Here is a 14287-nt window from a genome sequence, read left to right as displayed (position 1 = left end):
CTTTTTCTACACAAATGCTACTTTTTACACAAATGTACATTTTTAGTACAGACAAATACAACGATATTGAAGCACTTCTTTGCTATTATTATGCTATTAAAAAATAAAATTAAATCACTGGAAAGGATTGAATATGAGTAACCTAATAGAAGGCTATTTAGGTAAAACTGTTGAGGGGAAGAAAAGTAGATTACCTGCTAAACTTGATTATTTACAAAGTGTTACAGGTGGATTTTTAGCACTTTTCATGTGGGCACATATGTTACTAGTATCTTCAATATTAATTTCTGAAGACTTTATGTACACAATTACAAAACTTTTAGAAGCAAGTTTTATTATTGATGGAGGAAGCCCATTATTAGTAAGTATTACTGCTTTTGTAATTTTTGTAATTTTTATTGCTCATGCTGGATTAGGAATGAGAAAATTACCTGGAAACTTTAAACAATACCAAGTAATGAAAGCACATGCAAAGCATATGCAACATGATGATACAAAACTATGGTTTACACAAGCGGGAACTGGTTTTACTATGTTCTTCTTAGGTTCTGTACACCTTTATATCATTATGACAAATTCAGATGCAATTGGTCCATATGCAAGTGCTGATAGAATTTGGTCTGAGTGGATGTGGCCATTATATATTTTATTATTAATTGCTGTTGAATTACATGGAACAATTGGTCTTTACAGATTATGTGTTAAATGGGGATGGTTTGATGGAGAAAATCCAAAAGCTACAAGAATTGCCCTTAAAAAAGTTAAATGGGGACTAACTGTGTTCTTCCTAGCATTAGGTTTTGCTTCTTTAGCAGCTTATATGAAAATTGGTATGGAACAAGTAGAGAGAAATAATGTTGGTAACAAATTTGTACCAACTGCAAAAATTATGGAATATAAAATTCCGAATAAAATTATTGGAGGAATCGCATAATGAAAATTAATTACTGTGATGCATTAGTAATTGGTGGAGGACTTGCAGGTTTAAGAGCTGCAGTTGCTGCACAAAAAAAGGATTTAAGTACTGTTGTATTGTCACTTGTTCCTGTTAAAAGATCTCATAGTGCTGCTGCACAAGGTGGTATGCAAGCATCTTTAGGTAACTCTAAAATGTCTGATGGAGATAATGAAGATTTACACTTTGCTGATACTGTAAAAGGATCTGACTGGGGATGTGATCAAGAAGTTGCAAGAATGTTTGTACATACTGCTCCAAAAGCAATTAGAGAATTAGCTGGATGGGGTGTTCCTTGGACTAGAGTTAGAGAAGGTTCAAGAGAAGCTGTAATTAATGCTAAAAAAACAACAATTACTGAAGATGCTGATAGACATGGTTTAATTATGTCAAGAGACTTTGGTGGTACTAAAAAATGGAGAACATGTTACACTGCTGATGCAACTGGACATACTATGTTATTTGGTGTTGCTAATGAAGCACTAAAACATGATGTTGATATTAGAGATAGAAAAGAAGCACTTTCATTAATCCATGAAAACAATAGATGTTATGGAGCAATTGTAAGAGATTTAATTACAGGTGAATTAGAAGCTTACGTTGCTAAGGGAACATGTATTGCTACTGGTGGATACGGAAGAGTATTTAAGCAAACTACTAATGCTGTAATTTGTGAAGGTATTGGTGCTGCTATTGCACTTGAAACTGGAGTTGCTACTTTAGGAAATATGGAAGCAGTTCAATTTCACCCAACACCAATTGTACCATCAGGTATTTTATTAACTGAAGGATGTCGTGGTGATGGTGGAATCTTAAGAGACGTTGATGGTCACAGATTCATGCCAGATTACGAGCCAGAAAAGAAAGAACTTGCATCTAGAGATGTTGTTTCTAGAAGAATGATTGAACATATTAGAAATGGTAAAGGTGTTCCTTCTCCATATGGTGATCACATTTGGTTAGATATTTCTATTTTAGGTAGAGAGCATATTGAAAAGAACTTAAGAGATGTTCAAGAAATCTGTCAAATCTTTAATGGTATTGATCCAGCAGATGAAGGTAAAAAAGGATGGGCTCCAGTTTTACCAATGCAACATTACTCAATGGGTGGAATTAGAACTAAACCAACAGGTGAATCTCAAAAATTAAATGGTTTATTTGTTTGTGGTGAAGCTTCTTGTTGGGATATGCATGGATTCAATAGACTTGGAGGAAACTCAGTTTCTGAAACAGTTGTTGCTGGTATGATTGTTGGTAATTATTTTGCTGATTATTGTATTACAAATGATGTTGTGATTGGAACAAAAACTGTTCAATCTTTCCTTGATGCTCAAGATACTTACCTTGATGAAATTTTAGCTTACGAAGGTAATGAAGATATTTTTAGAATTAAAAATAGAATGCAAAACCTAATGGATGAAAAAGTTGGAATTTTTAGAGATGGTAAAGGACTTTCTGAAGCTGTTGATGAATTAGAAGACTTACTTAAAAAGACTAAACAAATTAATGTTAAATCTAAAGAAAGAGTTGGTAATCCAGAATTAGAAGAAGCATATAGAGTTCCAAGAATGTTAAAAGTTGCACTTTGTGTTGCTAAAGGTGGAAGAGAAAGAACTGAATCAAGAGGTGCTCACTATAGAGAAGATTTCTTAAAAAGAGATGATGCTAATTGGTTAAATAGAACACTTACTTCATGGCCAAACCCAAGTGATACTCAACCAACTATCACTTATGAAGAATTAGATATTATGACAATGGAAATGCCTCCAGCATTCAGAGGTTATGGTGCTAAAGGTATGATTATTGAAAATGAATTATCAGAAAAAAGACAAGCGCAAGTAGATGAAACAGTTGAAAAAATGCAAGCTGAAGGTAAAGATAGACATGAAATTCAACATGAATTAATGCCATTTGATTTACCAATGAACTACAGAGAGAAAAATGAAAGAGCAGGAGACTTATAATGAGTATTGAAAAAGGTAGAGATATAACAATATCAGTTCTTAAATTTAATCCAAGATCTAAGGTTTCAAAACCTCATTTCGTGGATTACCATTTAGAAGAAACTCCAGGAATGACTTTGTTCATTGCTTTAATGAAAATTAGAGAAGAGTATGATCCAGATTTATCATTTGACTTTGTATGTCGTGCGGGAATTTGTGGTTCTTGTGGAATGGTAGTAAACGGTAAACCTGCACTTGCTTGTAGAACACTAATTGCAAACTACCCAACTGGTGTATTACAATTAATGCCTATGCCAGCGTTCGAGCTTATCAAAGATTTATCAGTTAATACTGGTAAATGGATGGATGCAATGTCAAAAAGAGTTGAATCTTGGATTGTTGATAATGGCGAAGAAAACGATATTACTAAAATGGAAGAAAGAGTTGATCCAGATGTAGCTGATGCAACTTTTGAATTAGACAGATGTATTGAATGTGGTATTTGTGTTGCTTCTTGTGGTACAAAACTTATGAGACCAGATTTTGTTGGACCTGTTGGACTTAATAGAGTTGCAAGATTTGAAGTAGATCCTCATGATAAAAGAACTGCTGAAGACTTCTATGAGTTAATTGGTGATGATGATGGAATCTTTGGTTGTATGTCTTTACTTGCATGTGAAGATCATTGTCCAAAACACTTACCATTACAAAATAAAATTGCTTATTTAAGAAGAAAATTAGTAGCACTAAGATAATTATAAAAGGGATAAATCCCTTTTATAATTTAATTCAAGTATAAAAAGTTAAGTATCAAATTTTGATATTTAACTTTTTGTATTTTAGGGAGATTTAATGAGCTTAGCTAACGACTATTTTTTACTTTACCACGGTATTACATTTGAACAAAATTTAGATGTTGAACCAATTGAAACAAATATTGATGATCAAACATATTCTATTTATGCTTTAATTTTAAGTGCTACAAGAAAAGATTATGAAAAATATATTCCACTAAACTCTTTTATTACTTTATGTAAACAGCTTAATATTAAAACACCTTCAAATATTAGTGAATTAAATCACTTACAACATAATATTGTTGAGAGTATAAAAGTTAATAAATCAAAGAAAAATATTGATACTTTACATGATTCATTTGAATATCTTAAAAGTAATTCTATTTTGAATCATGAAAATTATGACAAATTAGTTTCTTTATTCGATTACCAAGAATTAAATATAAATGAAGAAGAAATAGAAGAAATATCTACACCAATTATTGAAAATAAATCTTCATTTAAAGATTTAAAAAGTCTATTAGAAAATATCATTATTGAATTAAAAACAAATGCCTCAAATGAAGAAATTAAAAATGAACTTAATGAAGTTGATTCATACTTAAATAACCAAAAATTCTCAATTGGAATTACAGGTGTTATGAATGCTGGTAAATCTACAATGTTAAATGCTTTAATGGGAAAAGAAATATTAGGAAGTGCAGTTGTACCTGAAACAGCAAACTTAACAATAGTAAAACATAATGAAACTGAGAAAGCAAAAGTTTTTTATTGGAATCAAGCTGAATGGGATAGAATAGAAAAATCAGCAACACAACTTGAATCTATGAGAGCTTATGTAAATGAGACAAAAGAGATTTTTGGCGATACATTAAGCTCTTATGTAAAAAAAGAATCTAGATTTGATGAAGTTGATATAAATGATTTATCTTCATATACATCAGCTGAAGCTGAAGGTAAAAAATGTAACTTAGTTAAATATGTAGAATTAGGTTCTAACCTTGATTTTTTAAGAGATGGTATTGAAATTGTTGATACTCCAGGACTTGATGATCCTGTTATTCAAAGAGAAGAAATCACAAAAGAGTATGTATCTGCTTGTGATATGATGTTACATTTAATGAATGTATCTCAAAGTGCAACTCTAAAAGATGTTGAATTTATTATTGATGCACTTTTATATCAAAATATTTCCAAACTTTTAGTTGTAATTACAAGAGCGGATACTGTTTCGAAAGAACAACTTGAAGAAGTAATTGAATATACAAAAACGTCAATCAAAAGACAACTAAAAGCACAAAATAAAGACTCACAACTTGACTATATTTTAAAAACAATAAAATTCATACCAATTTCAGGGAAAATGGCATTACTACATAGAACAGGAAGAGAACAAGAAGCACTAGATGCAGGATTTAGTATTGAAGATACAGGAATTCTTGAAATTGAAGAATATTTAAATGAAACGCTATTTGGTTCAAACTCACAAAAAGGTGAGCTAATTATCCAATCTGGAAAATCACAAATTCTTAAAACTATAGAAAAAGAAAATCTGAGTTTAAATTATGAGTTACAACTCTTATCAAAATCTAAAGATGAATTAGAGAATGAACTTGATATGTTTAACAAGAAAAAAGCAGTAAATGGAAGAATGTTTACAGCTATGAGTGAAGATATTACTTATTATAAAAATGATGCAAATAGTTATATAGAATCTCTTGAGACTTTTCTAGAGAGTGAATTAATAGATTTACAAACAGTAATCAAACAAAGAGTTATTTCTGATGTTAGATATTCATTTGAGAAAACGAAAAAAAGACCAGAAAATTCTAGAATTAAAGTAATAGTAGAAACAGCAATAAAAGACGGAATAATTGATGTAATTAGAGATTATAGATATAAATTTATTAAAAAATCTCAAACAATTGGTGAACAATGTGAACAAAAATATCATGACTTTGGTTTTTCAATTGGACATAAAAATGATAACTTTGATGCAAGAGGTTTCTTTCAAGATGATTTTAAAGCAGGTTTCTTAACATCAAGTAATGAAGTACTTATTTCACAAATTGTTAATGCTGTATCAGTATCAAAAGCCAACAAGTTAAATGAATTAGATAGAGAGATTGAAGGATTTATTAAAAGTGAATTTTCAAGTATTGAAACAGATATAAAAGCAAAAGCAAAAAAAGTATCAAAAGTATTAATTGAATCTTTCTTTGAAACTTTAAATGCACCATTAAAAACAGTTGAACAAAAAATGATTAATGATGAAAAAATCATTCAAAATCAAATAGCTTCATTTGAAAATAATGATGAAAATAGAGCTGCCTTATCAATAGAAATACACAAAAAAATCAAAAAACTTAATGCAACAAGTAATAATATTAAAGGACTTAACTAATGAGTGCAAATATCAAAATATTAGAAAGTTTTATTAATGAATATAAAGAAGCTTATACTGAAAAAGAAATAGTTTATGAAAATACTCTTGTTGGTGATATTAAAAAAATTCAAGATAAATTACTTGATGAAAAGTTTTTACCTTCATCTCAATTAGTAAATATCTTAAATAAGCAAATAAGACGTGCAAGATTTCCAATGGAAGTTGCAATTACTGGACAATTTTCAGCAGGTAAATCAACTTTTCTAAATGCCCTACTTTCAAGAAATATCCTTCCAACAGGAATTACTCCTGTTACATCTAAAGTAAACTTTATAAATTATGGAGAAGAGTATAAATTAAAAATTACTTACTATTCTGGAGCTCAAGAATACGCTCCTATTGAAGCGATTTCTGATTTTACAGATCAAAGACAAGATGAAATGAAAGATATCAAATATCTTACATTATATGCACCTATGGATATTTTAAAAGAAATATCATTTGTAGATACTCCAGGACTTAATTCTCAATCCCAAGGTGATACAGATACAACAAGAAGTGTATTAAGAGATGTAGGTGGAATTATATGGCTGACACTTATTGATAATGCAGGGAAATTATCTGAAGCAGAAGTATTAGAAGAGTATATGGAACACTTTAAGGAAAAATCTTTATGTGTATTAAACCAAAAAGATAAGTTCACGCCTGAACAAGTTGAAACTACGACAAAATATGTATCAGAAAAATTTGGTAAATATTTTTCTCAAGTAACACCAATTTCAGCCAAAATGGCACTTGATTCAAGACAGTTACAAAAATCTGTTTTAATTGAGAATTCTGTAGATTCAATTTTAAAAGAATTCAAAAAAGATTTAAATGAAAATATGGATGATAATTCACTTGAATTCTTCAAAAGCAAATATGATAATTTTCAAAAAAATATAAAAGAAATTAAACAAAAAGATGTTTCTTCAAACTTAAAGCTATTAGAAGAATCAAATATTCAAGATGTTTTAGACTTCATAGAAAATACTATTAGACCACAAGCAGAAGAATCAAAAGAGTATGCAATTAAAAAAGATTTAAAAGGTGTTTGTGATATTCTAGAAAAAGAATACCAAACTATTATTGGTGTTTATGATGCACTTGAAGAAGTATTAAAATCATGTGAAGAACATGTGCTTGAATCATTTAATACTATTCATAAAAAATATTCTCAAGAGCTTTTTACTATTTATAATTCGCTTGAAGCAATTATGGAAAAAATTGCACATGAAACATATAAAAATATTAAAAGAAAAAAATCTCATAGATTTGAAGAATCAAAAGGTTCATTTTTAAAAAGTGATAAAATTCAGAAATTTGAATATGAAACATTCTGGATTGACTCTGATAATGTATATAAAAGCTTATTTTATGATGACCAAACAATTGATAAAATGTTTAAAAGGTCAATAAAATTACTTAAAAACATTGAAATAGATACAGTTGAAGCCTTTAGAGTTGTATATAGACATATTCATTCTGAAGTTGAGAAATGGCAAGAGCCTTATGAGCTTATAAAAAAACACAGAGAGATTGCTTCAGATACTGAGTTTTCAAATACAAGACACTTTGCAGCAAAAGTTTATGAAAATGTTTTAAGAACTTTTTATAGAGCAATTTTGGAAAACATTTCAGCACTTAGAAAAAAGTTTGCTTATTTTAATGGTGCATTATCATATTCATATATCCAAACAACACAAGCAACTATTTCACATTTTGAGCAACAAATTGCAGAATCAGAAGAGTTATTTAAAAAAGAACCTACAAGATTTGCAGTACAACATCCAAGAGAAGATGAAATTCTTACAAAACTAAAAGCAAATTTTGGTTTTGAAAAAATTGAAGACTTTTTAACTTCAAAGAGAAACTATTTATTTAAAATTACTAAATACTCAAAAGAACAATATTTAGAATTAAATGAAGATAGAATTGCTTTTGTAAATTCTAAAAAAGAAGAGTATGTAGATAAAATAGAAGATTTACAAAAGATTAAAGAAGAAATCTAATTGAAAATATTTTTATTTTTAACTTTCTTTGTATTAATAAATCTAAATGCAAATGAAAATAAACTTGATACAAAATTTTTTGGGACCTTAGGTGGAGTTTATAATGACAACAGTGCTTATAAATTCACAAGAGGTGCTCATTCTAATGATGGCTCATCTGATGATTTAAATCTATATGTAGATAGTATTCTAGGTCTACAATCAACATACAAACTTAACGATAACTTTTCTGTAATAGCACAAGGAATTGTAAATAAAAATGATAAAGGTAATGTAAAAGCAAAAATTAATTCAGCTTACTTAAAATACGATTCAAATGAAAATATAAGCTTTAAAATCGGTCGAATTAAATTGCCTTACTACAAGAATTCTGATAATAATGATATTGGATTCTCAAAGCTTATGATTAGAGAACCTATTTCTGTTTATGGACAAATGCCTCTTGATACATATAATGGAATAGAGTTTATTTATTCTAATATTATAAACAAATATTTTTATACAATTCAAGGAAACTATGGGCAAGAAAAATTTGATGTTCCTATTCAAACAATGGATCAAGTATTTGAAAATGAGTTAAAAGAGATAAAAGCCTTGAACTTTACATTTGGAAATGATGTAATTGAAGCTAGAGCCTCTTATTTGTATGGGAAAATTTCTACAAATAATCAAATATTAGATTCAATATTTTCAAATGTATCAAAAGAATTAGCACAAAAATATGAAATGAAAGATAAAAAAGCACAATATTTCGGTTTAGGAGTATTTGTTGATTACAATAATTTTATTTTCTCAAGTGAGTATGGAAAAAGAAAAGTTGATTCATTTTACTTAGATACTCATGGTTTTTATACAACTTTGGGATATAGATTTGGTTCAATAATTCCATATATATCTTATGAAAAAGTAATGATGACTAAAGATACTTCGGTGAATACAGGTAATACCATTGCTAACAGACAATTAGATTATTTAGTTGAAATCCAAAATGTTGCACAAAGTTCAAGTACAATAGGATTTAAATATAACATAAATAAAAATTTAGATTTTAAGTTTGAATATCAAAGAGTAAAACCAAAGGGAAATCATGGTGGATTTAACCTAGAAGCAGAAGATCCATATACAAACTCAAATTCAAATATCTATTCATTTGTAATAGATTTTGTGTTTTAGGAGCTGTTAGATGAAAATATTCACACTTCTATTTATTTTTATATTTACTACTTATCTTCAAGCACAAATCGTACTTGTTACAAATAAGAAATCAGATATAAATCATTTAACAAAAGAATCAATCAAATACTTGTATCTAGCAAAAGTAAGTAAAATTGCAGGAATAAAAATTAAACCCTTGCGTACTAATAATATGGTATTACATAAAGAATTCATTAATGAAATCATTGATAAAGATATTCATCAATACAGAAGCTATTGGGCAAGACTTGTATTTACAGGAAGAAAAGCTATTCCACAAAGATTAAATAAAGAAGAAATTAGACAAGCGTTAAAAGAACTAAATACTATTATGTATATTAATAAAAAAGACATGAATACAAATTGGAAAATTATTTATGAGAAATAGTATTAACTTTTTAAGTAACTTTGTTAAATATTATAACTCCTTATCTATTTTAAAAAAATTTCTTATACCTTCATTACTTGGATTTATGTTTTTTTTACTTTTTTATATTTATATATTATCAAATACAACATATATGAAAGAAAAAATTCATGAAATAAATACACAAACAATTCCTTTGTATGAAACTATTTTTGATAATGAATTTTTATTACAAAAAATCTCACATGAGCTTCAAAGTGCAGTTTCTGCAGATGAATTGGAGTTGATTAAAGATACTAATATTTATGCAAATAAATTTAGAAAAAACCTTGAAAGAATTAAAAAAAGTTCATCAACAAATAAATTAATTCACATTGAAAATGCCTTTAACAACTATTATAAAGAAGCTTCAAATTTAGCAAAAGATATGATTATTAATAAAGATGATTATCTTTATTTACATAAAAAAACACAACTTGTTGTAAATAAATATAATAAACTTTTAGATCTTTTTCAAAAGTCTAGAAAAGAAATAAAAGAAGAAATAAAATTTAATGTAACCTCTGTTTATTCAGTTTCAAGTGAAATTTTATTTGGTAGTAGTTTAGCTTTTACATTATGGATGATTTTATCTATTCTAGGACTTTTATATGTTTATAAAGATATGAAATCTAGAATAAAACAAATTGTAGAAGAATCTGAAAATATTGCATCAGGAAAAGCAAATTTTCATAAAAGACTATCTTCAATCTCATCTGATGAATTAGGACTTGTTGTTAATTCTATTAATACATTTATTTCAAAATTAGAAAAGAATCATCATGAATTAGAAGATGCAAGAGATGATATTAAACGGTTTATAGCAGATACAGTTCATCAAATAAGAACTCCTCTTTCTAGTATTTTAATTAATGCAGAAATGATAAGAGATTCACAAAAAGATGATTCTTTAACTGTATTTGTTGATTCAATTGATGCTTCTATTAATATGCTTTCAAACTCTTATGAAGATCTATCATATGTGACATCTTATGATTCAATTCAGTACAAAGCAAATGTACTAAAATTAAGTAATTTAGTAGAAAAAAGAATAGATTTTTTTGGTACTATTTGTAAAATGAATTTAAAAGAGATTGAATCAAATATTGAAAAAAATCTTGAAACTTTTATTAATACTGTTGAATGTGAAAGAATAATTGATAATAATATTGCAAATGCAATAAAATATGCAGATATCGAAAAACCTATTTATATCAATTTATCAAAAGTTGATTCAAGCAATAAAATTATCTTAGAATTTAAAAGTTTCGCAAAAGAGATAAAAGACAAAAACAAAATTTTTGAAAAAAACTATAGAGAAGAAGACTCAAAAAGAGGTCTAGGACTTGGCTTAAATATTGTAAAAAACATCTGCGATAAATATAATATCTTATACAAAGCAAGTTACAATGATAATCAAAATATATTTACTTATGTTTTTGAAGAAATTTAAAGAAAAGATTATAGATGAAATATTTAGAACACTATCCACAAAATATTCAAGAGCAAATTCAAACGCTTATAAATAAGGGTAAATTAACAGACTACTTAAAAAACAAGTATCCAAAAGAAAATACTTATAAAACAGATAAAGCATTATATTCTTACGTAATGGCATATAAAAATGAATATTTTAAAAAGTATCAACTTTCAAAAGTAATTTATGATGGAAAAATAAATGTTATAAATAATGCATTAGGTTTACATACAATTATTTCAAGAGTTCAAGGTAGTAAGTTAAAATCAAAAAATGAAATACGTGTTGCTTCAATTTTTAAAAATGCACCTGTTAAATTTTTGGAAATGATTGTAGTTCATGAATTATCACATTTAAAAGAGAAAGAACATAATAAAGCTTTTTACAATTTATGTACTTTTATTCAAGATGATTATCATCAAATTGAGTTTGATTTGAGAGTTTATTTGTTACATTTAGATTTATATGGAAAACTTTATTAAGCTTTCCATATAAAGTTTATTTTATCAATTTTATTTTTCTAGTTCAACTATATTTAAATAGTTTCTAAAAGAGTCTTGCCCTAAGTTATCAGTTTTATATGAAGCAATTAAATCACTTACAAAACCAACAAGTTTTGAAGCTTCAACTTTTACGCCGCTTTTATGAGCAATTCTACTTCCATTAGCACCATGAAGTTGTCCACCTAATAAAACATCGTAACCTTCAACTCTTTTTCCTTCTTCATCTCTAACTTTAGTTCCAACAAAACCAATATCAGAAATTTGTGGATGAGAACATCCATTTCCACATCCTGAAATTGCAATCATCACACTTTCATTAAAGTCTGGATTTTTCTCTTCTAATTCAAGTACAACTTTTTTAGCATACTCTTTTGTTTCTGTAATTCCAAACTTACAGAACTCTCTTCCTGTACATGATTGTAATCTTGCTCTAAAAGTTGATGGCTCATATGGATAACCTAAGTCTTTAATTTCATTTGCTAAATTTAAAGCATCTTCATCTTTAATTCCATAAATTATGAAGTTTTGAGTAGAAGTTAAAGCCATTCCACCCGCATTATATTTTTTACAAATATCACTTATTAATTTGAAATCATTTCCATCAACTCTTCCTGAGTTAGTTGCAAACTCTACGAAAGATTCACCTTCTTGCTTAGATTTATTAATACCAAAATGGTTTCTATTTTCTAAAGGTGTAATTGTTGGTTCTTCTAAACCATCTTGTAACTCATAACCAATTACTTTTTCAATTTCATCAACAAACTTTTCTAAACCCCACTCATTTACTAAGTGTCGAACTCTTGCTTTATTTCTATTTGCTCTATTTCCATAATCTCTAAAGATTTCAGCACATGCAACAGCAACATCTTTAACTTGTTCTGGTTTCACATATTTATTAGCTCTTAATGCAATTTGCTTAGATTTTGAAAGACCACCTGCAAGTGTTAAATCAAATAATACCTCACCATTTTCATCTTTAAATGCTGTAAATGCAACATCTTGAATTTCATGTGCAGCTGCGTGTTTTGAACATCCAGAAATTCCAATTTTATATTTTCTAGGGAAATTACAGAATCTATCTTCATTTTCATCAAAATAAGTATCAACTTCTCGAGCTAGAATACTTGCATCAATAATTTCATCAGCATCAATCCCACCAACTGGTGAAGTCATGATTGGTCTTGGACCATCTCCTGATGCCATTCTTGAAGTTAATCCAACAGATTCTAAAAGTTTGAAGATCTTTGGAATATCTTTTATTTGAATATAGTGAAATTGGATATTTTGTCTATCTGTCATATCAACTAAACCTTGCGCATATTCAAGTCCAATAATTGACATTACTTCTAACTGTGCTAAATTCATTTTAGTATCAGTTAATTTAATTCTTTTCATAAAGTATTTTTTATCTTCAGTTTCATCTGCATTAATATGTGGATACATACCATACCATTTTAATAAACCTATATATTCATCACTTAAAGGAATACCTTCTTGTGCCTCTTTATACATATCTTCAACAACTTTTAAAGGATTCCTAGATGCTTTTAACTGCTCTACTGCTGATAATTCTTTCTCTGCCATGCTAACTCCTATATAGTTAATAATTATATTATCTATATATTATTAATTTTAATTTTCAAAAGTATAACATATTTAATTAAAAATATCTTTAATTAAATATACAAGTAAATTACTCAAGATATTTAAAGCACCAATATTAAGACTATAAATATATAATTTATATACAAGTAATTTACTAGTGTATTAACTTTTATAAAATTTGTTTTAAATGATTGCAATTAAGATATAATTCGAGGAAGGAATAAAATGACACAAATTAGTAATAATGTTTATTGCGCTGATTTTCTTACATCACTTAATATAGAAACAAAATATTTACCTAATCCATATTATGATTATCCATTCTTAATAATTGAAAATTTTATGAGTGAAAAAGGATGTAAAGAAATCAATTCTCTAATAAAGAAAGATAGAGATTATAAAAAAGCACAAGTAAAAATCAAAGAAAACATAGTATCAAGTAAAACAAATGAATCTATAAGAAAAACAAATATTTATAAATTAAACAAGAAATATTTAACAATATATAAAAATAATTTTAGAAAACATCAAGCAATGATTGAAGATTTTTTTAAAATGCCAATAACAAAATCTACTAAAGTACAAACACTAGAATACTTAAAAGATTTCTTTTATAAAATGCATAGTGATGATTCAAGTATGATATATAAAAATGAGAATCTAGTCGGATTTTTAACAGTTAGTAATGAAAGAAAATTATCTAGTGTTTTATTTACAACTTCTTATGATGAAAATGTAGGTGAAAATAGTTTTATTGGAGGAGAACTTTTATTTAACTATTTATATGATGAAAATAATGAACAAATAAAAATAAAGGCAAAAGCTGGGATGATGATTATATTTCCTAGTAATCCATTTTTTACACATGAAGTTTTAAAAGTAAAAGAAGGCAGAAGAATATCACTAGTTCAGTGGCATAACACCTTATAAGGTAAAGAAATATAAAATATTATATTTCTTTACTTAAAAT

At 27.4% G+C, this 14287-nt stretch carries 11 protein-coding genes; 10 read left to right on the top strand and 1 reads right to left on the bottom strand.

Annotated features, from left to right (window positions below):
• Positions 1 to 133 precede the first annotated feature (133 nt).
• The 9 genes from D3Z07_RS12030 to D3Z07_RS11990 all read left to right on the top strand — a co-directional run bounded on the left by D3Z07_RS12030 (position 134) and on the right by D3Z07_RS11990 (position 11691).
• Positions 134 to 934 (top strand): fumarate reductase cytochrome b subunit, encoded by an 801-nt coding sequence (locus D3Z07_RS12030; protein ID WP_076088385.1) that lies wholly within the window; start codon positions 134 to 136, stop codon positions 932 to 934.
• A complete protein-coding gene (locus D3Z07_RS12025; RefSeq protein WP_122893985.1) occupies positions 934 to 2919 on the top strand; it encodes a fumarate reductase flavoprotein subunit in 1986 nt (661 codons plus the stop codon). Before D3Z07_RS12030 ends, D3Z07_RS12025 begins: the two co-directional genes overlap by 1 nt.
• Positions 2919 to 3653 (top strand): fumarate reductase iron-sulfur subunit, encoded by a 735-nt coding sequence (locus D3Z07_RS12020; protein WP_076088389.1) that lies wholly within the window; start codon positions 2919 to 2921, stop codon positions 3651 to 3653. The genes D3Z07_RS12025 and D3Z07_RS12020 overlap by 1 nt, the downstream gene beginning before the upstream one ends.
• A 97-nt stretch (positions 3654 to 3750) precedes the next feature.
• Positions 3751 to 6099 carry a dynamin family protein gene (locus D3Z07_RS12015; protein WP_076088391.1) on the top strand — a complete coding sequence of 783 codons (2349 nt, stop codon included), beginning with the start codon at positions 3751 to 3753 and terminating at the stop codon, positions 6097 to 6099.
• A complete protein-coding gene (locus D3Z07_RS12010) occupies positions 6099 to 8132 on the top strand; it encodes a dynamin family protein (protein WP_076088393.1) in 2034 nt (677 codons plus the stop codon). The genes D3Z07_RS12015 and D3Z07_RS12010 overlap by 1 nt, the downstream gene beginning before the upstream one ends.
• Complete coding sequence (locus D3Z07_RS12005; protein WP_122893984.1) at positions 8133 to 9305, top strand: hypothetical protein; 1173 nt, start codon at positions 8133 to 8135, stop codon at positions 9303 to 9305. It begins immediately after the preceding gene.
• Between the two features lie 10 nt (positions 9306 to 9315).
• The gene (locus D3Z07_RS12000) at positions 9316 to 9714 is read left to right on the top strand and encodes a hypothetical protein (RefSeq protein ID WP_122893983.1); all 399 of its coding nucleotides are present in this window, start codon (positions 9316 to 9318) and stop codon (positions 9712 to 9714) included.
• Positions 9704 to 11185, top strand: a complete 1482-nt coding sequence (locus D3Z07_RS11995) for a HAMP domain-containing sensor histidine kinase (RefSeq protein WP_122893982.1) — start codon at positions 9704 to 9706, stop codon at positions 11183 to 11185. The genes D3Z07_RS12000 and D3Z07_RS11995 overlap by 11 nt, the downstream gene beginning before the upstream one ends.
• Before the next feature lie 14 nt (positions 11186 to 11199).
• Complete coding sequence (locus D3Z07_RS11990) at positions 11200 to 11691, top strand: YgjP-like metallopeptidase domain-containing protein (RefSeq protein ID WP_122893981.1); 492 nt, start codon at positions 11200 to 11202, stop codon at positions 11689 to 11691.
• Between the two features lie 30 nt (positions 11692 to 11721).
• Here the strand turns inward: D3Z07_RS11990 and D3Z07_RS11985 are convergent, their stop codons facing one another.
• Positions 11722 to 13296, bottom strand: a complete 1575-nt coding sequence (locus tag D3Z07_RS11985; protein ID WP_122893980.1) for a nitrite/sulfite reductase — start codon at positions 13294 to 13296, stop codon at positions 11722 to 11724.
• A gap of 246 nt (positions 13297 to 13542) precedes the next feature.
• Between D3Z07_RS11985 and D3Z07_RS11980 the strand changes: the two genes are divergently transcribed.
• Positions 13543 to 14247, top strand: a complete 705-nt coding sequence (locus tag D3Z07_RS11980) for a 2OG-Fe(II) oxygenase (RefSeq protein WP_076088405.1) — start codon at positions 13543 to 13545, stop codon at positions 14245 to 14247.
• Positions 14248 to 14287: the final 40 nt, after the last annotated feature.

The sequence above is a fragment of the Arcobacter peruensis genome (assembly GCF_003711085.1).
Classification (GTDB): Bacteria; Campylobacterota; Campylobacteria; order Campylobacterales; family Arcobacteraceae; genus Poseidonibacter; species Poseidonibacter parvus.
Note: the sequence above shows the minus strand (reverse complement) of the source record. Positions and strands in the feature narration are given on the sequence as shown.